Genomic DNA, 24,844 nt, shown 5'->3' on the forward strand with positions numbered 1-24,844 from the left:
ATTCATCACCATTTTAGAGATTTCTCGATTTGGCTTACCAGGTTTTGATAGTGCTTTTTTTCCGCCTGTCCTTCCAGATAATATGGGGAATTAGCAAGGTTTATTGTAGAGCTGTCCGGTTTCAGCAGCTTTATTTCAATAATACTACCTTCTTTTCGCCAACGGCACAAGTCCAGATCGCTCAATGTGAGCAGAACCGACAGTAGTTTTAACCGGGAAAATTTTTTCGCCGCTGCCGACCAGTTGTTCAAGTCGAGAATAATTGGATTCTGCCGCAATTCAATCAACTGGCGGAACCAGGCTTTAACTTCAGGTAAATCAGGATAGGCCTGATTTAAATAATCCCAATTGCTTTTTATACCCTGGCTATCAAACAAAGCTAGCACCGGCTCCTCACTGTCGGCAGCCATTTGCCCCCGGACGGAAAAAGCTTCATAAATACTAAAAGGTACATCGGCAAAAAACAGCCTTGCGTTAAGCCGTTTTTGGGGAAATATGCCGGCAAATACCCCGTCCGATAAGAATACGGAGGCTCCGGCCTTAAGACCTGATTGATATAAACTTCGCAGCTCTTCAAGCTCCCTTATTCCGGTTTGAACAACGGCCTGAGGCCATCGCCGTCTTAAGCTCTCCACCGTCCTTTTTCGATTGGTATATATCCAGGTAGGGGAAGGGGAGTCCGCCACCCGCTCTGTTCTCTGCCAGCAGAGTTCTGCCGTCGGGGGATATAAGGCTTCCTGCCGAAGTTCTTGATCATATTCCAGTTCCTTCATCTTCCCTGCCCATAACTCCAGAACAAGGCGGAGGTTTTGGGGGAAGGTGTTTCGTCTTAAATAATACCGGCAATATGCCCGGGTCATCAGATAGATTCGCGGCCTTCCCTGCCTGAACATATTTTCCGTCTCCCGTCTCTCGCCGGTATTCATCAAACCGTGCAACGCTTGTAAAGCGCTCCTATGAAAATAATTCTCCAAAACAACCCGGCTGCGCTTTAGTATCCGGGATGTAGGATAAATAAAAAGAACGGGCCTGCCCTCTTTCAATTCCTCCATACTAGCGGTCAATAGCTCTGCAGCCCTTTGCAGCTTGTTCTGGACTGTGCCGACCCTGTCCGGCATAAAGCTGCATTTCATATCTTTCACTTTGAGCTGTATCCTTTTCTGGCCCTGATATTCATTTTCCGCCAATTCAAAGAGCAGATCCTGACAGGAATTTCGCCATGGTAAATCCATATATTGCGCCTGGTTGAAAGCTATACCCTCTAAATCATCCGGTTCCGTTTTGAGCTTGAAATGTTCCCGCCCTTTGCCTATCAGAACAGCCGAGTTAATAGCTACCCGGCGCAACAAGAACAGCGGTACCGGATTACCTTCTCCACAAGGCTGCAAAAGCTCCAGTTCTTGGAGCAAGGCCTCATTTATGTCAACCGGCTTGATTTCAGCATCTATCTTTCGCTCAGAAGGTTTAAGCGAGGAAAGCTCTTGAGCTGCCGCCCATTCCAGAATTTTTTCTTTAAAAGCAGAAAAATTCCTGCGCTCCATCCTTAAACCGGCCGCCATTTTGTGCCCCCCGAATTGCTGCAAAAAGCAAGCAGCGTAATCAAGGGCCGCAAATATATCAATCCCCGCTATACTGCGGGCGGATCCCTTTCCGCAATCGCCCTCCCAGGAAATTAAAATACAAGGCCGCCGATAGTGTTCACTGAGGCGTGAGGCCACTATGCCAATAACCCCGTCATGCCAGTTTTCCCCACCCAATAAGAGTATTGCTTCCTTCTCCAGGTCAATATTCTGTTCGATTTCTGCCATTGCTTCCTGAAATATCGTCCCCTCAATTCTTTTTCTCTCTTCATTAACCCGGCATAAAAAAGCCGCCATCGAAGCGGCCCTTTCTTCGTCCCGGGCCAGAAGCAATTCAATGCTATTTCTGGCGCTATTAAGCCTCCCGGCTGAATTCAATCGTGGACCCAAGACAAATGCTATGTGCCAGGTTCTGAGGGTCTTGCCTTCCAGGGCTGTTTCCCGCAGTAAAGCCCGCAAGCCTTTGCGGCTTGTCTGCTCAATCTTTTTCAAGCCATACTTAACCATTATCCGGTTGTCACCCCGCAGCGGGACAATATCCGCTACTGTAGCCAGAGCTACCAGCTCCAACCACTTGTAGAGCTCTTCCTGCTCAATCTTTTGCTGGCAAAGGGCTGCTGCCAGCTTAAAGGCCACCCCTGCCCCCGCCAGGTCACTGCTCCCTGCTCCTCCCCCCAGCTTGGGGTTGATTATAGCCAAGGCTAGAGGAAGCTCATCCAGCGGTGTATGGTGATCGGTTATAATAAGATCCATTCCCAATTTACCAGCCAGCTGGCCTTCCGCCAGCGATGATATACCGCAATCCACAGTTATCAATAGCTGGCAGCCTTCACTGGCCAGCTTTTCTATGGCATCACCGTTCAAACCATAGCCCTCTAAGAAGCGGTCAGGGACATAATAACTACAATTGGCTCCCAGCAGCTGCAGGCATTCCAGCAGTATAACAATACTGCATACTCCATCAACATCATAGTCCCCATAGACCACTATCCTTTCGCCCGCCGCTATGGCCTGCTCTATCCTGGCCACTGCCAAATCCATATCTTTAAGCTGGAAGGGGTCACTCAAATCCTCCAGCTTCCCATACAAAAACCGGCTGGCCTCCTCAGTTCCGCCCATCCCCCGCTTCACCAATATTTTTGCCAGCAAGTGGGAAATCCCCATTTCCCCGGCTATTTTTTCCACTATTGTTTCATCATATTTCCCATTTATCCAACTTCTCATCATTTCTCCTCGTTTTATTCTCACTAATTCTCCATACCCTTCTCCAATCTTATCCAGATAAACCCAGGGTTTCATGTTTTTTATTCTACCATATCTTTGCTGGAACAGAACATTTGCCACAGTTCAGCATTTCCATATTATTACGGGGGTCAGATAAACAAAAACACATATATTTATTGGTAGAAGAAGTGAAAAAGCAACAGGGGGTGCTCTAATTGACCAAGCTTAGACATATGTATCCAGGTGCTAACAGCTGTCGCGGCTTCTACTCTTTCTACCAATATATGCTCTGGCCTGAAGGCGAACGGAAAATAATCTTAAAAGGTGGCCCCGGAGTAGGGAAGTCCACTTTTATGGAGAAAATTGCTGAGGCATTCTCTTCCCATGGTTTGGATATGGAATACCACTGCTGTTCTTCGGATAACCAATCCCTTGACGGGATAGTAATCGGGCAGAAGATATGCATCCTCGATGGTACTGCGCCACATGTGGTTGATCCACTTTTTCCGGGAGCAATGGACGAAATACTGAATCTGGGCGATTTCTGGGACAGCCGGATTATTAAAGAACATAAGAATGAAGTGATAAAGCTTGGTCAGGAAATTTCCCGCTGTTTTTCCCGAGCTTACCTGCGCTTACAGGAAGCTGCAGCCGCCTATGAAGAATGGCAGTCTTATTATAAAGAAGCCCGGGACCCGGCAGCGGTTAAGCGCAATATTTTAGCCTTGAGCCAGGAAATTTTACAGGACTGTTCTGTTTCACCTTATGAACTACGGCATCTATTCGCAGCAGCCATCACCCCGGCAGGACCGGTAACCCGGATAGAAAGCCTGGTTGACCATGATTATTCATTATACGCCCTTAAGGGCAGCCCGGGCAGTGGTAGCAAGGAATTATTGAAGCATGTCGCTTATATGCTGAAATTGCAGCAATATTATGGGGAAGTCTACCACAGCCCCTTCGAACCTCAAGAAATCGATCTTATCATTCTGCCTGAACAAAAAACCGCCTTGCTCGATTTTTCTTCCTATATTATAAATTACGGAGACAAAATCTCCGCTAAACCGAAACGCCTGTTGGATTTTGACGAGCTTATTCATAAATCACTTATAGACCCACATGCCGGAAGAGTATTCTCCGCCCGTAATCGCTTTGATGAATCTCTGCAGGGAGCAGTAGAATTTATTCGTAAGGCCAAGCAATTTCATGATGAATTGGAATCCTTTTATATCCCCGCCATGGATTTTACGGCCCTGGAAAACTTAAGGACAGAGCTGCTGCAGCAACTTATGGCAGAACTTTGATTCCGCTGCAAAAAGTAATAATTATGCATTTGCTTGCATAAATATTCCGCTCGCAGTCTACGCATGAGCAACACCAACGGCTCGTCTCGCGGCTCAAGGGGTGCCGCGCCAATCTCCCGTCCATAGGAGGTGGCGCTCTCGCGACATCCTGTCGCTCGCCCCCTTTCGCCTGCTCGTCTTCGCCGGGTGTTGCATCCATGCTTCGCCAACGCTCGCTTTGCATATTTATGCAACCCTTATGCAACAAAAAGGGGTTTTTGCAGTAGAACCAACTTTAGATTTTCTCCCATTTTATCTTACTATTCAATCATCTACTAATTCACTTTTCACCAGTTGTTACTTCAAACTTCCGCCCTCCGTCTTCCGTCCTCCGCCTTCCGTCTTCCGTCTTCCGACTTCCGACTTCCGTCCAATATCCTTGAAAAGATCTGGCCAAACTAGTAATATATTCTTTAAAATGTCCTGGGGAGCGATTATGCCATGAAATTCAAGGAACGCCTGCAATACTTGCGCTTGGAAAAGGAATTAAGTGAAATACAACTAAGTAAGAAGGTGGGTATAAGCGAATCGGTTATACGGCTTTACGAAAGAGGGAAACTTCGTATTGACCTGGAGCACCTGCATAAACTGGCGGCTTTTTTTGATGTAACACCCGGACTGCTCCTGGGAACCGCTTTCCCCCATTTGCCGCCGGAAGAAGCACTGGAAAGCCATCGAGTTGTTAATGAATTGCTGGAAATACGGAATGAAGAAAGAAAGGACGATGAGGATTCCCTTCCCTATTATATTGATTCATTGACTCAGACAGCAGCACAATCAAACAAGATATCAGCTAACAACAAAGCTCCTAACTGGCAAGCTGCGCTTAGAGCCGGAGTAGTTGCTGTTTACAATAGAATAGTATCCGCCCGTTCTGAAGCCAACCAGGAATTTATTGAGGACTACTGGCCGGTAAATACTACGGTTATGCAGATTTATGGCCAGGATATTTCCAACTACTTCTACTTGAGAGTCAACGGGGATTTTATGGAGCCTACTATCAAGAATCAAAGCATTGTTCTGGTCAAAAGACAAGCTCAAGTGGACAATAATGACCTGGCAGTGGTTCTCTATGAACAAAGTCCTGCTGCTGTTAAACGGTTGAACCGTTATGAGGATAAAATTATCCTGCTCTGCGACAATAACGCCTACCCGGCACAGATCTGCGAACAGGAAGAATACATTATCCTGGGCAAAGTTTTATGGAAACCGAAATGAGCCTGTCAAAAACTTTACATAAAAAGATAAACCCTTGTATTTTCGCCCTTGACCAGGCCTTGCTTTTCATAGGGAATATGGATAAAACCGCTGGCCCGGGATAGGATATTCATCAAACCCGATTTGCCTAGCAACGGAAGGGCCAGCTTTTCCCCCTTCTCTTCCCGCAGTTCTACCGGAACAAAGTCATCCCGACCTGCCTGTGATGATAGATTAAGCTCTAAACATGCATCAATACTTAAAGGTGGATAAGGGCTTAAAGCAGGTGCACATATAATATGAAACATCATCAAGGCTGAAACCGGGTGCCCGGGAAGTCCAATGACCATCTTATCCCCTATCTTAACAGCCAGGGTGGGTTTACCTGGTTTAACCGCAATGCCATGGAAAAGCATTTCCGCCCCGGGAAAAGATAAGAGGACATCCAGGGTTACATCCATTAGACCTACCGAGCTTCCTCCTGACATAATCAGCAAATCATTCTCCCTCAGCCCTAATTCCACCGCATTTTTAAAAACCTTAAAATCATCCATAACCAGAGGATAATTATGGGGAATCGCGCCACAGTCCCTGATAGCTGCTGCCAGTGCATGTGAGTTAACATCCCTTACTTTGCCGGTGGAAGGGGTCTCTTCAATGGGAACGATTTCGTCCCCGGTGGAAATTAACCCTACCCTCCAGGGCTTAAATACCAATAATTTACTAATCCCCAGGGAAGCAAGCAAACCGATATCCTGTGCCCGTAAAAAGCTACCCTCGGAAAAAATAACTTCTTCCTTTTTTATATCTTCGCCTTTTTGCATTATGTTTTCCCAAGGTCCCACCGGCCGGTAAACCAGAACCGTATCCTCTCCCAGCTTTTCCGTATATTCAACCATTACGGCTGCATTGCTTCCCGCTGGAAGCATTCCCCCGGTAGGAATCCAGCAACACTGTCCCTTTTGTAAGCTTAACCCGGCCTCTTGCCCCATCTTTACTTCTCCCACATAGTCCAAATAGGCCGGCAGTGATTCACTGCTGCCGAAAGTATCCTCAGCCAGAACCGCATAACCATCAACTACTGTACGGTGAAAAGCAGGCAAATCCTCCGGGCTCTTCACATCGCTGGCGAGAACCCGCCGCTGTGCTTCCGTTAAATAAACCCTTTCCTTCCCTTGCCGGGGAAAGCCTTCTATGATTTTTTGCCGGGCTTCCTGAAAACTAACTACTTTTAAAAATTCAGCCACTCTTTCACCTCATCTGCTATGCTAGCTAAAAATCCCAACAAAATTCCGTAATAATCTTATTCTATTATACTTTACCGAATTTTGCCGTCAAACATACTAATATGATTCTAATCCCTGGTAAAAATAACCTAATAAAAGCCAGGGTTAAATATTTTGTCTAAATACCGTTGCTGGGGTAAAATAATCAAAAGTAATAAGGCAGTCAGAAGCCGGGATTAGATAAAGGAGATAGAACTATGCAGCGGAAAATCTATATTGAAAACATACCTCGCGAACAGGCCTTGCAGAAGTTTTTACAGGCGCTGGAGCAAGAAAATTACTTTAAAATCGAGAGCGAAGAAGTCGATGTGCTCTCCAGTCATGGCCGTATTACCAGTCAGGCCATATACGCCCATAGATCTTCACCTCATTATGTAGCCTCCGCCATGGATGGGATTGCCGTAAAGGCTTCCAGTACCTTTGCCGCCAACGAAGTTAATCCCGTTAGTTTAAAAAAGTATCAGGATTATGTCGAAGTGGATACCGGAAACTATGTTCCTCGCCAATTTGATGCTGTAATAATGATAGAAGAGGTTAACTTTTTGGACGGCTATGCCCAGATAATTAAACCCGCCGTACCCTGGCAGCATATTCGTTCCGTAGGTGAAGACCTGGTAACCCATGACATGATGGTCCCTGTTTTTACCAGAATAGGACCTTACGAATTAGCATCCATCCATACTGCTGGAGTAGAAAAGATACCGGTGGTAAAAAAACCGCGGGTAGCAATTATTCCTACTGGTACCGAACTGGAAGAAAGAGCCTCTGATGATATGGAAGCAGGTAAAATCGTAGAGTCGAACAGCCGTATGCTTTCCGCATTCTGTGAAGAATGGGGGGCTATTCCCTTGCGTCATGACATTGTAGTGGACGACCCCGACTTATTGAGACAGGCTGTAAGGAAAACCAAGGATAATGCTGATATACTGGTAATTTGTTCCGGTTCTTCCGCCGGTCGTGAAGATTATACTTCTACTATTATAGAAGAGTTCGGCCAGGTTCTGATACATGGAGTGGCTACCCGCCCGGGAAAACCAGCCATTCTGGGGATTATTGATGGTAAACCGGTTATCGGTGTACCTGGTTATCCGGTATCTGCTCAATTGATTTTCCAGCTCTTCGCCCGCCCTGTTGTTTTTAAAAAACAGGGATTGGTACTGCCAGATGCAGATAAGGTTCAGGCTCATGTATCCAGAAAGATAGCATCATCCATGGGAGTGGATGAGTATATATATGTAAACCTGGCACGCATCAAGGACAAATATATGGCTTACCCGCTAAACCGCGGTGCCGGCATTAGCAGCATCCTGGTTAAAGCTGACGGAGTCATTTGCATCGAGAGGGGTAATGAAGGATTGCAGGCAGGAGAATCTTGCCCGGTATCTTTGCTGCGTCCCCGTGAAAAGGTTGATCATAGCCTTATTGCTATAGGCAGCCATGATATGACCATTGATATCCTTGGTAATCTACTCCAGAAACAATATGCTATACGCCTGGTTTCCAGCAATGTTGGCAGCATGGGAGGTATAATGGCCCTGCGCCGGCAAGAAACCCATTTTGCCGGTATTCACCTGCTGGATGCAAAAAACGGTGAATATAACCGGAGTTACCTGAAAAAGTACCTCCCCCGGGAGAGCTGGATTTTGCTTAACCTGGTCAAACGCCAGCAAGGATTAATTATAAAAAAGGGCAACCCCCTGCAAATATTGGGATTACAAGATCTGTTACGGAGTGATGTTCGTTATATTAACCGGCAAAAAGGAGCCGGCACCCGGATACTTTTTGACTACCTATTGGCTCGCGAAGGAATTAATAACGAGGCCATAAACGGTTATAACCGTGAGGAATATACTCATTTAGCGGTAGCCGCTGCAGTTAAAAACGATGCCTGTGACACCGGCATGGGGATTTATGCCAGTGCTCGGGTCCTGGATTTGGATTTTATTCCCTTAAGCGAAGAACGTTTTGACCTCTGCATTCTCCCCGATTTAATAGGAGAACGGGAACTAGACTTGCTTCTTAATACCATTAATTCGCCAGAATTTCGCCAACAAGTCAGCGATTTCGGAGGATATAATCTGGAGGATTCAGGTCAGATAATACATTATAATAATCAATTTTAATCATTACTTATTATAATACTATTGGATAATGTATTAATTTGCAGGGAAACTGGATTTTTATGTCGAAATATAATTTGGAAGATGGTTGAATATTCTGCGTCATCTCAGGTTCGGCCAAAGTAATAAAAAAGGAGGGGGGAAAATTATATATATTTTAACCCTGAATTGATATCTATTGTCATTGCTGCCTTAATTTTATGTATATAATCTATATTTGGTGGTTAAAAATATAGATTTATACATTTATTCAGGGTGTCTATATTTTGTCCAAGGTGCTATAATCTTTACAGCAAGAAAATTTAATAAGTGGGGAAAGGAGAGTGTGGTTTCTATGAAGGTTACCCGCAGGCAATTCCTAAAGGTAACCGGGGCTACAGCTGCTGGTTTTGCATTAGTTGACCTGGGTTTCGACCTGCAAGCAACAGCATCAGCAGCAAAAGAGCTGAGAATTAAAAATGTAACCCCGACACCTACGGTTTGCCCTTACTGTGCCTCAGGATGTGGCCTGGTAATTTACGCTGAACGGGACGCCAACGGGAAATTTGTAAAATTACTCAGTGTGCATGGTGACCCGGACAACCCGATTAACCAGGGGGGAGCTTGTTCCAAGGGTGCTGCAATGTTTAACCTCCGGGAAATCTATGACGAAAGAACCGGGGAACAAATGATTAACCCCAAGAGAGTGCAAAAACCTTTATACCGGGCTCCCGGTAGTGACAAGTGGGAAGAAAAAGATTGGGATTGGATGTTAGCTAGAATTGCTGAGAGAGTTAAAGAAACCCGTGACAGCAGTTTTATCCACAAGGAAAAATTAGAAGATGGCAATGAAATAATCGTCAACCGCACGGAAAGAATCGCTTCCATCGGTGGCTCCGGTCTGGACAACGAGGAATGCTATATCTTGTCAAAAATGATGCGTGCGCTGGGTTTGGTTTATCTGGAAACCCAGGCCCGTATCTGACACTCCTCTACGGTCGCAGGTTTGGGACCATCATTTGGACGTGGAGTAATGACTAACCATATAGTAGACCTGAAGAATACCGATTGTGCCCTGATTATGGGCAGCAATGCCGCCGAAAACCATCCCATCAGCATGAGGTGGCTTTTAAAGGCCAGAGAAAACCGGGGAGCCAAGATAATTCATGTGGATCCCCGCTTCACCCGTACCTCGGCTCGCTCGGACATCTATTGTCCCATGAGATCAGGTACCGATATCGCTTTTCTGGGCGGAATGATAAAGTACATCATTGATAACGAGCTCTACCACAAAGATTATGTGGTGAATTATACTAATGCCGCTTTTCTGGTAAAAGAAGAGTACGGTTTTGAAGATGGTTTATTTACCGGATATGATGCGGAAAAACGGAAATATGACGTAAGCAGCTGGGATTACCAGGTGGATGAAGCCGGTCTTCCTCTTAAGGATTTAAGCCTGCAAGATCCCCGTTGTGTTTTTCAATTAATGAAGAAACACTACGAGCGCTATGATATTGAAACTGTCTGCAAAATAACCGGAACTCCCAAAAACAAATACCTGGAAGTTCTAAAAACCTTCTGTGCTACCGGCGCTCCGGACAAGACCGGTACTATAATGTATGCCATGGGTATTACCCAGCATACCGTAGGCAGTCAGAATGTCCGCTCCTTTGCTATGGTTCAGCTATTGCTGGGTAATATGGGAAGACCTGGTGGCGGAGTCAACGCCCTGCGCGGTGAGAATAATGTTCAGGGTGCTACCGATATGGCCCTGCTTTTCCACATTATCCCGGGCTATATTGATTCACCTATTAGTAATGCCGCCAATAAGGATCTGCTTTCTTTTATCAGGGCTCAAACCCCTGGCGCCGCCAAGTTGCCTTTTACCAATTTAGAAGAGTTCAGAGCTCTGGTTAAGGCGGGATTCCCCAATTCCGGTTTCAAGATTAATACCTCCAAATGGGTGATCAGTCTCTTGAAAGCCTGGTGGGGCAAAGCCGCTACACTGGATAATGATTTTGGCTATCACTATTTGCCCAAACGGGACGGAAATAAAAACTACTCCCATATCGCCCTTTTTGAAGCCATGCACCGGGGCGAGATTGACGGCCTGTTTGTAAACGGCACCAACCCGGTGGTCGGCGGTCCTAATGCCAACAAGGAGCAGGAAGCCTTAACCAAATTGAAATGGATGGTTTCCGTTGACCTGTGGTTGAATGAAACCGCTGATTATTGGACCTACCAGGGCTGGGAAAGAACAGTAAAAAATCCCGATGTACCCACCTATACTCCAGCCGATATTCAAACGGAAGTATTTTTCCTGCCGGCAGCTGCTGTCTATGAAAAAGAAGGTACCGCCGCCCAGACCGGTCGTTGGGTACAATTCCGCTGGAAAGGCGCCGACCCGGTGGGCGAATCCAAAGCCGACCTCTGGATATACAACGAGCTGGGCAAGAGAATCAAGAAGCTCTATGCCGGCAGTACCAAACCCCAGGACGAACCTATTGTCAACCTGGACTGGAACTATGATGACGAGCACGGTCATGACGATATCATGAAGGTGGCCCTGGAACTTTGCGGCTACAATGTAGCTGACGGCACACCGGTGGAAGGCTTTGCCAAGTTGAGCGATGATGGCTCAACTGCCTGTGGCTGCTGGGTTTACTGCGGTGCTATGACTTATAAAGACGGCAAGATTATTTACAAGACCCAGAACCGCGACAATAAAGACAATTCGAAGACCGGACTGGGCCTGTATTCCAACTGGGCCTGGGCCTGGCCGATGAACCGTCGTATAGTTTATAATCGCTGCTCGGTTCAGCCGGATGGAATGACTCCCTGGCCTGGCGATGAAGAGCGCCAGCTGATTCGTTGGGATCCAACCATTCCTGCGGATCCGAAGAAACCCGAGGCCCTGGGCAGCTGGGTAGGCGATGATGTACCTGACTTCCTCAAGCCTACCAGTCCTGATAAACCGGCCTTCACCGGTCCCTTTATCATGCGTCCCGAGCTAAAAGGCTGCTTGTTCGCACCCAAGAGCGCTATGAAGGACGGCCCCTTCCCCGAGCACTATGAGCCCTGGGAAAGCCCGACCGAAAATATTATGAACAAACAGAACCTGAACCCGGCCACCAAGATTTGGGAACCGGACAAACAAGGCACCACTGATAAGTATCCTATTATAGGAACCACCTACCGGGTGGTCGAGCACTGGCAAACCGGAGCCTTAACCCGCAACCTGCCCTGGCTGGCAGAGCTTATGCCGGACATGATGGTGGAATTGAGTGAACAACTGGCCAAAGAAAAAGGTATAAAGAATGGTCACAAAGTGGTTATTTCCACCACTCGTGGTGATATTGAGGCTGTTGCTTGTGTTACCAAACGTTTCAAGCCCTTTATTGTAAACGGAAAAACAGTTCATGAAATCGGACTCTTATGGCATTACGGTTTCAAAGGCTATGCCACCGGCGATCCGGCCAACCGTCTGACGCCGCATATTGGTGATGCCAATACCATGATTCCGGAATACAAAGCATGGCTATGCGACATAAGGAGGGCTTAAGGATGGCTAATTTAACAAATCTTTATGATGTTAGCAAATGTACAGCATGTCGCGGTTGCCAGGTAGCTTGTAAGGACTGGAACCAGCTTCCGGCAGTAATTGAACCATTTAAAGGCAACTACCAGACCCATAAAGACACCAATGGTGACACCTTCACCATTGTTAAATTTATGGAATACGAGGATCCGGTTGATGGTGTACAGTGGAATTTTCTCAAATACCAGTGTATGCACTGTTTCGATCCCGCATGCATGAAGGTCTGCCCGCGGCAGGCTTATTCCAAAACCGAATGGGGAGCAACCTTCCATGACCCGGACAAATGCATTGGCTGCCAGTACTGCACCTATGCCTGTCCCTTTGAGGTCCCTAAATACCGCGAGAGAGAGGATAAGATTACCAAGTGCACTCTCTGCGTTGACCGGGTGGAAGCTGGACTTACCCCGGCCTGTGCCCGCACCTGCCCAACCGGCGCCTTAACCTTCGGACCCCGGGACGAGTTGCTGCAGGTAGCGGAAGAGAGAGTAAAATTCCTGAGAGTCAATGGCTTTCCCAATGCCACCATTTACGGTAAATTGGAACTGGGAGGCCTGAACAAACTTTATGTTCTAACCGATACACCGGACAAATTTGATTTACCTGTAAACCCCAAAGTATCCGGCAATACCGTATTTTGGCAGGATTGGATTCAGCCCTATTTTGGCTGGCTGATTCCTCTGGCCCTGGCTGGTTCCGCCACCAGTTTTATAACCACCAGGATTTTAGCCAATAAACATGGTGCACATGGCGAAGGGGGGCATGAATAATGGCACTGATACCCGAATATAGAGCTGATGTCCCCAGAGTGGAAAGGTTTAACTTCCTGGCCCGTTTCTCCCATTGGGGACACACGGTAACCTTCCTGCTCTGTCTATTTACCGGTCTGGTTCTTTTCCTGGACGGAGTTAATTGGCTGGCAGCCATATTTGGCGGCTATGCCGGAGCCGGATTAGTGCACAGAATAGCAGCGGTCGGTATGACCATAGTAATTGTAATTGGCGGAGTCTTTGGCTTTAAGGGCGTTATCGAATGGATTAAGGATCTCTTACGCTTTGGGAAGAATGATATTATCTTTGTCATGAAGTTCCCCCTGGAGTTCCTGGGATTCCCGGTAAAAATGCCGCCCCAGACCCGCTTCAACGGCGGTGAGAAGGGCAACTCCATGTTGACCCCCACCAGTGTTATGTTGCTGGTACTGAGCGGCTATATCATGTGGTTCCCGGCCATATTCCCAGGCGGACTGGTAAGAGTGGCTTATTGGACCCATGACATCGCCATGGTTCTCGCCACTTTCATGGTCTGCATGCACGGTTATCTCGGCTCCTTCCACCCCGGTTCAGGCGAATCCTTCTGGGGTATGTGGAAAGGCACGGTCAGAGCCGACTGGGCTCAGCATCATCATGCTATCTGGTATGAGGAAGCCTACGGCGATAAAGATCAAGATAAGACCGAATAAGAGTTTACGCTTTATACTAAAAGGGGGAGTTTTCTCCCCCTTTTTGCTTTACTTGCCCCGTCTTTTAGGGCATACTGTATAAACGATAATAGATGTTAGAGGTGATTAAATTGTTTGAACATAAAGTACCGGTTACCCTGCCTGATGGATATGTGGATTTTTTTAAAAGCCTGGAAAGCTGGGAGAATGAAGAGCTAATAAAGTTGAGAACTGTCTATGCACCGTCACAGCTAGATATTTTAAGAATGCTGGATGAAACTAAAAAACCCTTAATTCTACAAGTTAATCCCCATATTGAAGCCGATACTTACCGTGAAGTATTTGAGCGCCTACTGGACTTCTTAAATTCCACCCGTCCGGAAATTGGCCCCCAACTTGCTCTTATTAAAAACAACCTGGATAAAGTCAATTTCGAGAACATTATATCTTCCTTTATCGCCATGCAAACAACAGAAATAGAAAAAGCCGCGGAAACGGCCGCTATCCCCGGGGAATTATTTTTCTTTGTGGCAGACCATGCTCTGCGTCCGTTTTTGCGTATATTTGCCGAACCTTACCGCAATGATTTGACCGGCGAGCGCTTCTACTGGGATTTCTCCTCCACCTGCCCGGTTTGCGGCAGCAAATCGCATTTTAGCAGGTTGCAATCAGAAAACGGGCAGCGTTTCATGTTTTGTGATCGCTGTTTTTCTGAATGGAAGGTCAGGTATCTCTTTTGTGTACACTGCGGCCATGACCGGCCGGGTGATATCCGTTATTTGAATGTTGAAAACGATGAAGCCTATAAATTATATCTCTGCGACAACTGCAAAGGATACCTCAAAACCTTTGATGAGCGTCCCGGCGGGGATATGGTTGATCTTTTCATTGCTAATATAGAAACCATTTACCTTGATCTCCTGGCCCAGGAAAAAGGCTACACCAGCCACGATGAATAGATAGTTGATTTAAATCTGTGTGGTTAATTAAATAATTATATGGCTCAGAATTCAGCCAATAGCCGATTTTTGAGCCTTTTTCACCTGCCAAACTTGCGATTGAACCCTTTGAGCACCCTCCGCCTCACTCCGGTAATAAAACTCATTTAGAGCTTCATCCAAAGCCTGACTGGTCGCCAAAACCTCAGGATCAGTATAATTCTGCCGCAATACTGCAAGCGTTTCCAGACGCCTTCGCAATAACTCTATCCACTCAATAAGCTCCCTATTATCCTCCCCGGCAATATTGTTACCTTTTCCTGCGCATGGTGCTGCCATTCCCTTTGCACTCCCCTCGCAATATAGTAGGAAATGTGAGATGTTAAGGCAGAGGAGTTAATATAAATCCGATGTATATCCCACTATTCAAGCCCCCCTGATTTGCTTTCCACCCGGCACTCAACCTGAATACTTAAGTTGATTTATATTTGATTATCCAGAGTACCGTGCATAAGGTTTTTAAGAATTCCGCGTTTTTTATAAAATAAATTTGCCTGGCAGCCTGGTAGAAGGATTATTCCTCATCCAGGAAAATATAATCTTCAATTGATAACCCCTCTTTTTTGCACAAGAAATAAATCCCACTCCATAACTTGGCTCCTCCCCGTTTTTCCCCTCGCATTATCCGAAATAAGTAGGAGTAATCTACCTTTAAGCGGCGGGCAAGTTCTGGAGTAGTCCAGTTCTTAGTTTTTGCCAGTTGTTGCAATGCAGAAAGGTTTGCCTTCATAGCCACAGCCCCATTATTGTTTACCAGCAACATTTAATCCAGTTTATCATGTAATCAGACAATGGTCAACCATTTATGGCATCTTTTAGCATAATATGGCACAATATAATTGTCTGTAGGCAATATTTCAGGTAAACTAATAGAAATACTAGGAGGGAATTACGCTGGTTTTCGACAAAGAAGGTTTTGCTCATTTACTGGCTCTGGCCAAAGGCAATAGATCAATTAACCGTTATGGAAATCAAGCAGGAGTTGACCCGGGATATATATCACGCTTGTTGCGCGGTTTGGTGGATAACGCCCCCAGTGCAACCATAATTAAAAGATTGGCCGAAGTCGCCTGGAACGATATTGCCATCCAAGATCTGCTGGCTGCAGCCGGCTACCTTGAGCCAGATAATAAACGCGCCCCTGATGGCCTGTCCTATTCACCGCAATTGCAGCAGTGGGAAAAGGTTATTGAAGAGGCAGTCCGTTATGATATTCCACCCGAAGCGGCGGTTGATTTGATCCGCTCCCTGGGCAAATCGATGAAAAAAATAAAGAATGAATAAGCAGAGTAATAGTCTTCCTTTAACTCACCCCTGATTCTATGCTGACTCGCTTTAATACAAAAGACACAAAACATGTATAATTGTATATATACTTAATCATGATTCTACTGCAAAAAGTTATTAATATTCATTGGCTTGTATAAATATACCGCTCGCAGTCTTCGCATGGGCAACACCTGCGGCTTGTCTCGCGGCTCAAGGGGTACACGCTAACCTCCCATCCATGGTCGTATAGCGCTCTCGCGACGTCCTGTCGCTCGCCCCCTTTCGCCTGCTCGCCTTCGCCGGGCGTTGCAACCATGCTTCGCCAACGCTCGCTTTGTATATTTATGCAACCCTTATGCAACAAAAGGGGTTTTCGCAGGGGAGTCAATCATGATTGCTGCAAAAAAGGAGGCCTATTCAAAGTGCTGGAAATAAATCTTGAAGCTATTAACGGAGCCCTGGTGGAAAGCCCCTACATGGCTCTGGTCACCGTTAATAAAGACGGATACATTACATTGATGAATGAAACATTCCTGGACTTGCTGGGTCTAAAAAAGGAGCAAGCCATCGGGAAACATGTCTTGGAGGTGCTGCCACACTCAGAACTCCCTGAAATACTGCAAACCGGAAGAATTGACAAGGCTGACATCTGGCCCATTAATGGCAATGACACCGTCGTAACTCGTTTTCCCCTGATAAAAGACGGCGAAATCGTAGGCGCACTGGGGCAGAGTTTTTTTCTGGACATGTCCGGAGCCAGGATATTGATGCAAAGATTACAGGAAACTGAAGAAGAATTCCAAGCCTTCTCTGAAGCTTTGATCGAAAACCCATATTTGGTCTATGTAGCCGTAAACAAAGAAGGGCTTATCACTCTGATGAACCAAACCTGTCTGGATGCCCTGGGTATGGAAAAAAAAGAGGTTATAGGCCGTTATATTCTTGATATAATACCCGAATCCCGCCTGCCGGAAGTTCTGCAGAGCGGGCGTATACACGAAGCCGATATTTGGAGTGTTAACGGGCGTGATACCATTGTCACCCGCCTGCCCATCATTAAGAACGGCAAAATTATTGGTGCCATTGCTAAAAGTCTTTTCCTGGATGTGTCCGGAGCCAAAATGATGCTGCAAAAGCTGCAGGAAACCCAGCAAGAATTTCAGGCTCTATTCGAAGCCTTGATTGAAAGCCCTTACATGGTCTATGTTATCGTGGACAAGGATGGTTTTATCACCAATATGAACAAAACCTATCTGGATGCTTTAGCTTTGGAGCGGGAGCAAGTGGTAGGAAAGCACATTCTGGAAATAATCCCCGAATCCAAACTGCCCGAAATTCTGAATACGGGGCGCATAGACAAAGCTGACATCTGGCCCATTAACGGTCGCGATACTATCGTAACCCGCCTGCCTATTATAAAGGATGATAAAATTATCGGCGCCATTGCCAAGAGTCTTTTTCTGGATATGTCCGGGGCCAGGATTTTAATGCACCGCTTGCAGGAAACGGAGAAGGAGTTCCGGGCTATCTCCGAAGCCTTGATTGAATGTCCTTATATGGTTTATGTCATAGTGGACAAGGATGGCATCATCACCTCCATCAATCAGACTTACCTGGATGCACTGGGTATGGAAAAAAGCGAGGTAGTGGGAAAACATATCAGCAAAATAACCCCCACTTCCCTCTTGCCGGAAGTACTTAAAACCAGACAGATAGATCTGGCCGATATCTATAGCATCAACGGGCAAGACACCATAGTGACCCGGTTGCCTATTATCAAAGATGGGGAAATAATCGGCGCTATTGCCCGGAGCCTGTTTATGGATATTTCCGGTGCCAAAATCCTCATGAACAAATTACAGGAAACCAAAAAAGAACTTAATATATATAGAGAAGAACTACGGCAGGGCTACCAGGCCAAATGGCAATTTAAAGATTTAATCGGACAATCACCCGCCTTTTTAAAGGTTAAATCCGTAGCTGAACAAGTATCCCATAGTGTTTCCACCTTGCTAATAACCGGCGAAAGCGGAACCGGCAAGGAACTTTTTGCCCATGCTATTCATAACTCCAGTGACCGGAGCAGCTATCCCTTTGTCATGATAAATTGTGCCGCCTTGCCCGATAGTCTCCTGGAGTCCGAGTTGTTTGGCTATGAAGAAGGAGCTTTTACCGGAGCCCGGAAAGGGGGAAAACCCGGCAAATTTGAACTGGCCATGGGTGGTACCATTTTCCTGGATGAAATAGGCGATATGCCCTTAAACATGCAAACCAGGCTATTAACCGTATTACAGGACCGAATGGTGGAAAGGATCGGCGGAACCCGGCCCATTTATATAGATGTGCGGGTTATAGCCGCTACCAACCGTGACCTGGAAGAATTGGTAGCCAATAATAAATTCCGCCAGGACCTTTATTATCGCTTGAATGTAGTCCGCTTGGACATACCCCCGCTTAGAGAACGCAGCGATGATATTCCCCTCCTGGCTAAAAATCTGATAAAAAAGATTAACAAAAAATTAGGTACCAAAATCAATAAGATTTCCTATAAAACCATTGAACTTATGCAAAATTACGCCTGGCCCGGCAATGTACGGGAATTAGAGAATCTGCTGGAGAGAGCCCTGAACCTGGCGGATATGAACCGGGAAAACAGTATCACCATAAAGCACTTCCCTCTTATGGTGGAAAACGCCTATTTCCGGGATGAGCCGAATCCCTCCACCCTGCCGGACGCCATTGAACAACTGGAAAAACAGCTGATTATTCAAGCGCTGGAAAAAACCAACGGCAACAAAATGCAGGCCGCCAAAGTACTGGGTATTTACACTTCGGCGCTTTACCGAAAAATAAGCAAATACGGCCTGGATGAGCTGTAAGATAGATTAGCGCAGTACCCCTTGAGCCGCGAGACAAGCCGCAGGTGTTGCCCGTGTGAAGCGCCCTCGGGCACAACTGATGCTCCCTGCGGTCGCTTTTAAGGTTGCTGATCAGGATATTTATACATGCCAATGAATATTAATACCAGCCCATGTCCTCCTATTTTGAGGGGGTTAAAACCGGCAGCGCTTTTTACCGCCCTGTAAGCCGCATCATGCCGTATTAGCGTTTGCGAGTTCCGCATATAAGCAGCATCAAATATTGCCCCCCTGCTCCCAGCATATTAATTTGGGAATTTTCCGCCTAATGCTGCATTCTAGCCCATTACAAGCATTTCCACCTCTTATTTGCACCCTATTTTGATATGAAAAACAAAAAAATATACTCCCTTAAAAAAATGGCGGCAATTTTTAAAAGTGCGAAATACCGCCTTTTTGCCCTGTTGTTTTCTCTTTTCAAATACTTGGCATCATTCTTGCTTTGTATATAAAGAGAAATCAAGGACCATTTCGCTGCCGGAAAGGCAGAATGTGTAGATATTTCGCGAGCAAGGGGGTGAAAGATTAATCTCGGGATTAGTTGCGAGCTAAAGATGATTTTTAATTAAGGAGGTTACCAAAATGGCTATTAACAAAATTGCCATGCTCGGCGCAGGAACCATGGGCCAGGGTATCGCCTGGGCGCTGGCGGCAGTCGGTAAAAAGGTCGTACTCTATGATATTAAACAGGAATTTGTTGATAGAGCCATCGCTGCTATTGAAAAAAGCCTGGCCAAAGCAGAAGAAAGAGGAAAAGCTGCTCCTGGCACCAAGGATACTGTAGTAGGCAACATCACCGGAACAGTAAATTTTGATGATCTAAAAGATGTAGACTTCGTTATTGAAGCAGTTTTTGAAAATATGGAGGTCAAGAAAGACATCTATACCAAACTGGATGCCCTGCTGGCTCCCGAAGTAATAATTGCCACCAATACTTCTTCCCTTTCCATTACCGAAATCGCCGCAATTACCAAGAGAGCGGACAAAGTCGTAGGTATGCATTTCTTCAATCCGGCCAACGTTATGAAACTGGTTGAAGTTATTCCCGCCTTGCAGACCTCAGAAGAAACTGTGCAAACGGTAATTGACCTTTCCGTAGAAATCGGCAAAAAACCAGTAAAGGTAAAAGAAGGACCCGGCTTTGTGGTTAACCGCATCCTGGTTCCCACCATCAATGAAGGCTGCTTCATCCTCTATGAAGGACTGGCCACTGCCGAAGACATCGACACCGCCATGAAATTAGGCGCAGGATGGCCCATGGGTCCGCTTACCCTCTGTGATCTGGTTGGCGGCGATATCGCCCTGGCGGTAATGAATACCCTCTATGATGAAACCGGAGATCCCAAATATCGTCCTTCCGGCCTGCTCAAACAATATGTACGCGCCGGTTGGCTGGGAATGAAGACCAAGAAAGGCTTCTTCAATTATTAGGAATAAGTATGACCCTACAACAAAAGCACTTATTGTGCCATGTTGTAAAAATATTAAGTGACTTTGCTGCAAAAACCCCTTTTGTTGCATAAGGGTTGCATAAATATACAAAGCGAGCGTTGGCAAAGCATGGATGCAACACCCGGCGAAGACGAGCAAGCGAAAGGGGGCGAGCGACAGGACGTCGCGAGAGCGCTATCTCCCATGGACGAGAGGTTAGCGCGGTACCCCTTGAGCCGCGAGACAAGCCGCAGGTGTTACCCATGCGAAGCGCCCTGTCGGGCACAACTGATGCTCCCTTCGGTCGCTATTAAGGACGCTGGAGCGGTATATTTATACAAGCCAATGAATATTAACAAATTTTTGCGGTAGAATCAAAATTACATTTATGACTTTCCGAAAATTAGAACCCTAACGGAGGGGGAAAAGAAATGAGCTATGAAAACATCATCTTAGAAAAGCAAGACTACCTGGCAATACTCACTATTAACCGTCCCAAGGCCCTCAACGCTCTCAACAAAGACACTCTGAGCGAAATGAGAAAGGCCCTGGAGGATATTGCCGCAGACCAGGCCATAAAAGTGGTCATTGTAACCGGCAGCGGTGACAAAGCCTTTGTGGCTGGTGCTGATATCGCTTATATGCAGCCCTTGTCCGCCTCAGAGGGACGCGAATTCTCCGACTATGGCGAAAAAACCATGCGCATGATAGAGCTAATAGAAAAGCCGTTTATTGCCGCCATCAAGGGATTTGCCCTGGGGGGAGGCTGCGAACTGGCTATGGCCTGTGATATCAGGCTGGCAGCGGAAAACGCTTTGTTTGCCCAGCCGGAAGTCGGGCTGGGGGTTATCCCCGGGTTCGGCGGCACCCAGCGGCTGCCCCGTTTGATCGGCGAGGGACGAGCCAAGGAATTAACCTGCACCGCCGACACCATTAATGCCGCCGAAGCTTATCGCATCGGCCTGGTTAATCATGTCTATCCGGTGGACGAACTGATGGAAGCCGCCAAGAAAATGGCCGCCCGGATTGCATCCAAGGGAACTCTGGCGGTAGGTTTTGCCAAATATGCCATCGGCAAAGGCCTGCAAACCGACCTTGATACCGCTATGGGCATAGAGTCCGATATGTTTGGCATGTGCTGCTCCACCGCTGATCAAAAAGAAGGTATGGGAGCATTCCTGGAAAAGAGAAAACCCGTATTCAAAGGTAAATAAATAGGGGGGACCAATTCTCCCTCAAGCTTAAATGACTAAAATTATATTGGGGAGGTTTTAAAACATGATGAAGGAAATACAGGACGTGGTAATTGTAAGTGCGTGCAGAACGCCTATAGCGAAATTTTTGGGCAGTCTTAAGGATGTACAGGCCATAGATCTGGGCATTATCGTAGCCAAAGAGGCTATAAAAAGAGCCGGAATCCAGCCTGATATAATTGACGAAATCGTAATGGGCGAAGTTTACCCCCATATGCAAGGTTCTCTCCCTGCCCGCCAGGTAGGAATGGCCGCCGGGCTCCCGGTAAGAAGCAATGCCTGTAATGTAAACCAGAACTGCGCTTCCGGCATGCGGGCTCTGGATATTGCCCTTAACCATATTCAATTGGGCAAGACCGATGTTGCCCTGGTAGTAGGGGTGGAAAGCATGACCAATGCCCCGTATATGATTCCCAAAGCCCGGATGGGTTATCGCATGGGACCAGGCAGCATCGAAGATGCCATGCTCCATGACGGGCTGATAGATCGCCTGGTTCCCGGCCACATGGGCGTAACCGCAGAAAATATTGCCGAGAAATACGGCATTACCCGTGAAGAATGTGACCAGCTGGCCCTGACTAGCCATCAACGTGCCACCCGTGCTACTCAAGACGGAACCTTCCAGCGAGAAATAGTCCCGGTAGAACTGAAGTCCAAAAAGGGTGTCAAAATCTATGACAAAGACGAGCATATGATTCCCGATGCCAACCTGGAAGCCATGGCCAAATTGCCTTCAGCTTTCAGAAAGGGCGGAGTGGTAACTGCCGCCAACGCTTCCGGTCTCAATGATGCCGCCGCTGCCGTTATCATCATGTCCAAGGCCAAAGCCCTGGAGTTAGGGGTAAAGCCCTTGATGAAACTGATAAATATCTGTGGTGAAGGCGTGGCCCCCGAAGTAATGGGACTGGGTCCGGCGGTAGCCATTCCCAAATGCCTCAAAGAAGCGGGAATGAAATATGAAGATGTGGAATACTGGGAAATCAACGAAGCCTTTGCTCCTCAGTTTATCGGTGTAGGCCGCATGCTAAAAGAGGAATTCGGCATCGAAATGGACTTGAGCAAAGTAAATGCCAACGGTTCCGGTATCGGCCTGGGCCACCCGGTAGGATGCACCGCCCTGCGCATTGTCGTTTCCCTGTACTATGAGCTGGAAAAACAGGGTAAGACCGTTGGCGGCGCTTCACTTTGCGTAGGCGGCGGACCGGCTTACTGTTCCCTCTGGACCAGAGATATCTAGGTTCGACTAACGAAGCGAATTAATTACTTTTTGACTCTACTGCAAAAACCCCTTTTGTTGCATGAGGGTTGCATAAATATACAAAGCGAGCGTTGGCGAAGCATGGATGCAGCACCCTGCGGGTACTCCTGATGTTCCATCCTTCGGATGTCACTATTAAGGTTGCACCGGCGAAGGCGAGCAGGCGAAAGGGGGCGAGCGACAGGACGTCGCGAGAGCGCTATCACCCTGCGGGTACTCCTGGTGTTCCACCCTACGGGTGTCACTATTAAGGTTGTGACCAGGATGGGAGATTAGCGCGGCACCCCTTGAGCCACGAGACAAGCCGCAGGTGTTGCCCATGCGAAGACGGCGAGCGGTATATTTATACAAGCCGGCGGATTAATTACTTTTTGCAATAAAATCAAGGCTTTCGTTGAAAAATTTCACATAGGGAGGAATAATAATGGATTTTCGTTTAAATGAAGAACAAGAAATGATGAAAAAAATGGCCCATGATTTTGCGACCAATGAGATAGCACCCTATGCCTCCGAGTGGGATAACAACCACATTTATCCCGAAGACTGCATTAAAAAGATGCATGAAGTAGGCCTGATGACCATCGGAGTACCAGCCGAATATGGCGGAGCAGGCCTCGATCATACCGCTCAAAACATTGTCGCTGAAGAAATTTGCTGGGGCGATGCCGGCGTAGGTACCGTCATGGTAGCCAGCACCCTTCTGGCCTCTGACCCCGTCCTGGTAGCCGCCAATCACGAGCAGAAAAAAGAATTTTATGGACGCCTGCTGGATGGCGAACTGGCAGCATTCTGTTTGACCGAGCCAGGAGCCGGTTCCGATGCCGGCGGTATTGCCACCCGCTGCGTCAAAAGCGGCGATGAGTATATTCTAAACGGCAGCAAACAGTTCATCAGTAATGGCGGAACCGCCGGTGTTTATACCGTACTGGCCACCCTGGATAAGAAGATGGGTACCAAAGGTATGTGCGCCTTTATTGTTGACCGCAATACCCCCGGTATAACCGTAGGCAAAACCGAAGATAAACTGGGAATCAGGACTTCCAACACCACTGAAGTAATATTTGAAGATGTCCGGGTTCCGGCCAAGAATCTTTTGGGCACCGAAGGACAGGGCTTCTATATCATAATGAAGACTCTGGACCTTTCCCGGGCCAGCATTGCCGCCATGGCCACCGGCGTATCCCAGGCCTGTCTGGATGCTTCCCTGGAATATTCCAAATTGCGCACCCAGTTTGGCAAACCCATCTGCAGCTTCCAGGCCATTCAGTTCAAGCTGGCGGATATGGCCATGAGGATTGAAGCCTCCCGCCTGCTCTATCTGGAGGCTTCCTCGCTGCAGGATATGAATGTTCCCCGTTTCAGCAAAGCCGCCTCCCTGGCCAAAGCCTACGCCGGTGATACCGCCGTATTCTGCGCTACCGAAGCAGTGCAGGTATTTGGCGGATATGGCTATACCAAGGACTACCCGGTAGAGAAATACTACCGTGATGCCAAGATATTCCAGATATACGAAGGAACCGGCGAGGTTCAGAGATTGGTAATCGCCGGAGACCTGCTCAGGGGTTAATCAGTTTCCGGGTTGCGGCCGCGAGCAGTCCTGCCAACAACATTCTACGCTCCGGCCTGCAGCCTGGCTTTATTAACCACCCCCATGCCCGCAACCTTAATAGTGACACCCGCAGGGTGGAACACCAGGAGTACCCGCAGGGTGGAGGACACAACCACCGATGAAGATAAAGGTATTACGGGAGGTTATTATAGCAGATATATATCAGAAGGACCGTCCCTATGATGATATATTTTCATATTAAACTAGAATCCTTCAGAAATATGCCAGTAAGGAGGAATTACCCTAAGATGGATTACAGCATGGAATATAAACGCAAACTGCTACCCGTCGAAGAAGCCATGAAAGTAGTTAAATCAGGTGACCTGGTGCAGTATGGGGAATTTGT

17 protein-coding genes are annotated in these 24,844 nt (G+C 47.1%); 13 read left to right on the forward strand and 4 right to left on the reverse strand.

Translation table 11 applies throughout. The features are described 5' to 3' along the window. Positions 1-5: 5 nt before the first annotated feature. Complete coding sequence (gene recJ, locus AWB54_RS06870; protein WP_061213863.1) at positions 6-2,924, reverse strand: single-stranded-DNA-specific exonuclease RecJ; 2,919 nt, start codon at positions 2,922-2,924, stop codon at positions 6-8. Between the two features lie 95 nt (positions 2,925-3,019). On the opposite strand from recJ, the gene AWB54_RS06875 reads away from it, so the two are divergent. Both AWB54_RS06875 and AWB54_RS06880 read left to right on the forward strand, forming a co-directional pair. Next, the gene (locus AWB54_RS06875; protein ID WP_061213864.1) at positions 3,020-4,108 is read left to right on the forward strand and encodes a PRK06851 family protein; all 1,089 of its coding nucleotides are present in this window, start codon (positions 3,020-3,022) and stop codon (positions 4,106-4,108) included. A 480-nt stretch (positions 4,109-4,588) separates the two neighbouring features. Next, a complete protein-coding gene (locus AWB54_RS06880; protein WP_061213865.1) occupies positions 4,589-5,365 on the forward strand; it encodes a helix-turn-helix domain-containing protein in 777 nt (258 codons plus the stop codon). Between the two features lie 14 nt (positions 5,366-5,379). Here AWB54_RS06880 and AWB54_RS06885 read toward each other — a convergent pair whose 3' ends face one another. Next, entirely contained in the window at positions 5,380-6,591 is a 1,212-nt protein-coding gene (locus tag AWB54_RS06885) for a molybdopterin molybdotransferase MoeA (RefSeq protein ID WP_061213866.1), read from the reverse strand. 236 nt (positions 6,592-6,827) lie between these two features. On the opposite strand from AWB54_RS06885, the gene AWB54_RS06890 reads away from it, so the two are divergent. The 5 genes from AWB54_RS06890 to AWB54_RS06915 all read left to right on the forward strand — a co-directional run bounded on the left by AWB54_RS06890 (position 6,828) and on the right by AWB54_RS06915 (position 14,721). Beyond that, the gene (locus tag AWB54_RS06890; RefSeq protein ID WP_061213867.1) at positions 6,828-8,753 is read left to right on the forward strand and encodes a molybdopterin biosynthesis protein; all 1,926 of its coding nucleotides are present in this window, start codon (positions 6,828-6,830) and stop codon (positions 8,751-8,753) included. A gap of 331 nt (positions 8,754-9,084) precedes the next feature. Further along, positions 9,085-12,291, forward strand: a complete 3,207-nt coding sequence (gene fdnG, locus AWB54_RS06900) for a formate dehydrogenase-N subunit alpha (protein ID WP_153014677.1) — start codon at positions 9,085-9,087, stop codon at positions 12,289-12,291. A 2-nt stretch (positions 12,292-12,293) separates the two neighbouring features. Continuing rightward, positions 12,294-13,094: a 4Fe-4S dicluster domain-containing protein gene (locus AWB54_RS06905; protein ID WP_061213870.1), complete on the forward strand. Its 801-nt coding sequence runs from the start codon at positions 12,294-12,296 to the stop codon at positions 13,092-13,094. Beyond that, positions 13,094-13,783, forward strand: coding sequence for a formate dehydrogenase subunit gamma (locus AWB54_RS06910; RefSeq protein ID WP_061213871.1), 690 nt, complete (start codon positions 13,094-13,096; stop codon positions 13,781-13,783). Before AWB54_RS06905 ends, AWB54_RS06910 begins: the two co-directional genes overlap by 1 nt. A 110-nt stretch (positions 13,784-13,893) precedes the next feature. Continuing rightward, a complete protein-coding gene (locus AWB54_RS06915; protein WP_061213872.1) occupies positions 13,894-14,721 on the forward strand; it encodes a formate dehydrogenase accessory protein FdhE in 828 nt (275 codons plus the stop codon). Positions 14,722-14,772: 51 nt separating this feature from the next. Here the strand turns inward: AWB54_RS06915 and AWB54_RS06920 are convergent, their stop codons facing one another. Both AWB54_RS06920 and AWB54_RS06925 read right to left on the reverse strand, forming a co-directional pair. Beyond that, a complete protein-coding gene (locus AWB54_RS06920) occupies positions 14,773-15,039 on the reverse strand; it encodes an aspartyl-phosphate phosphatase Spo0E family protein (protein WP_061213873.1) in 267 nt (88 codons plus the stop codon). Between the two features lie 235 nt (positions 15,040-15,274). Further along, positions 15,275-15,490, reverse strand: a complete 216-nt coding sequence (locus tag AWB54_RS06925) for a hypothetical protein (protein ID WP_061213874.1) — start codon at positions 15,488-15,490, stop codon at positions 15,275-15,277. 275 nt (positions 15,491-15,765) lie between these two features. On the opposite strand from AWB54_RS06925, the gene AWB54_RS06930 reads away from it, so the two are divergent. From AWB54_RS06930 to AWB54_RS06955, 6 genes are all read left to right on the forward strand, one after another. Next, the gene (locus tag AWB54_RS06930; RefSeq protein WP_061213875.1) at positions 15,766-16,044 is read left to right on the forward strand and encodes a hypothetical protein; all 279 of its coding nucleotides are present in this window, start codon (positions 15,766-15,768) and stop codon (positions 16,042-16,044) included. A gap of 407 nt (positions 16,045-16,451) precedes the next feature. Beyond that, a complete protein-coding gene (locus tag AWB54_RS15285) occupies positions 16,452-18,908 on the forward strand; it encodes a sigma 54-interacting transcriptional regulator (RefSeq protein WP_160328917.1) in 2,457 nt (818 codons plus the stop codon). A gap of 621 nt (positions 18,909-19,529) precedes the next feature. After that, a complete protein-coding gene (locus tag AWB54_RS06940) occupies positions 19,530-20,378 on the forward strand; it encodes a 3-hydroxyacyl-CoA dehydrogenase family protein (protein ID WP_153014678.1) in 849 nt (282 codons plus the stop codon). Between the two features lie 431 nt (positions 20,379-20,809). Further along, complete coding sequence (locus AWB54_RS06945) at positions 20,810-21,592, forward strand: enoyl-CoA hydratase-related protein (protein ID WP_061213876.1); 783 nt, start codon at positions 20,810-20,812, stop codon at positions 21,590-21,592. Positions 21,593-21,656: 64 nt separating this feature from the next. After that, positions 21,657-22,868, forward strand: coding sequence for a thiolase family protein (locus AWB54_RS06950; protein ID WP_061213877.1), 1,212 nt, complete (start codon positions 21,657-21,659; stop codon positions 22,866-22,868). Between the two features lie 445 nt (positions 22,869-23,313). Next, positions 23,314-24,456 carry an acyl-CoA dehydrogenase family protein gene (locus AWB54_RS06955; protein WP_061213878.1) on the forward strand — a complete coding sequence of 381 codons (1,143 nt, stop codon included), beginning with the start codon at positions 23,314-23,316 and terminating at the stop codon, positions 24,454-24,456. Positions 24,457-24,844 lie beyond the last annotated feature (388 nt).

It is taken from the genome of Syntrophomonas wolfei subsp. methylbutyratica (assembly GCF_001570625.1).
Lineage (GTDB): Bacteria > Bacillota > Syntrophomonadia > Syntrophomonadales > Syntrophomonadaceae > Syntrophomonas > Syntrophomonas methylbutyratica.

Bases quoted from the DNA above. Each gene is read 5' to 3' on its own strand.
- AWB54_RS06955 (WP_061213878.1), top strand. From the start codon at position 23,314: ATGGATTTTCGTTTAAATGAAGAACAAGAAATGATGAAAAAAATGGCC.
- AWB54_RS06890 (WP_061213867.1), top strand. From the start codon at position 6,828: ATGCAGCGGAAAATCTATATTGAAAACATACCTCGCGAACAGGCCTTG.
- AWB54_RS06925 (WP_061213874.1), bottom strand. From the start codon at position 15,490: ATGAAGGCAAACCTTTCTGCATTGCAACAACTGGCAAAAACTAAGAAC.
- AWB54_RS06905 (WP_061213870.1), top strand. From the start codon at position 12,294: ATGGCTAATTTAACAAATCTTTATGATGTTAGCAAATGTACAGCATGT.
- AWB54_RS06945 (WP_061213876.1), top strand. From the start codon at position 20,810: ATGAGCTATGAAAACATCATCTTAGAAAAGCAAGACTACCTGGCAATA.
- AWB54_RS06940 (WP_153014678.1), top strand. From the start codon at position 19,530: ATGGCTATTAACAAAATTGCCATGCTCGGCGCAGGAACCATGGGCCAG.
- AWB54_RS06920 (WP_061213873.1), bottom strand. From the start codon at position 15,039: ATGGCAGCACCATGCGCAGGAAAAGGTAACAATATTGCCGGGGAGGAT.
- AWB54_RS06880 (WP_061213865.1), top strand. From the start codon at position 4,589: ATGAAATTCAAGGAACGCCTGCAATACTTGCGCTTGGAAAAGGAATTA.
- AWB54_RS06950 (WP_061213877.1), top strand. From the start codon at position 21,657: ATGATGAAGGAAATACAGGACGTGGTAATTGTAAGTGCGTGCAGAACG.
- AWB54_RS06910 (WP_061213871.1), top strand. From the start codon at position 13,094: ATGGCACTGATACCCGAATATAGAGCTGATGTCCCCAGAGTGGAAAGG.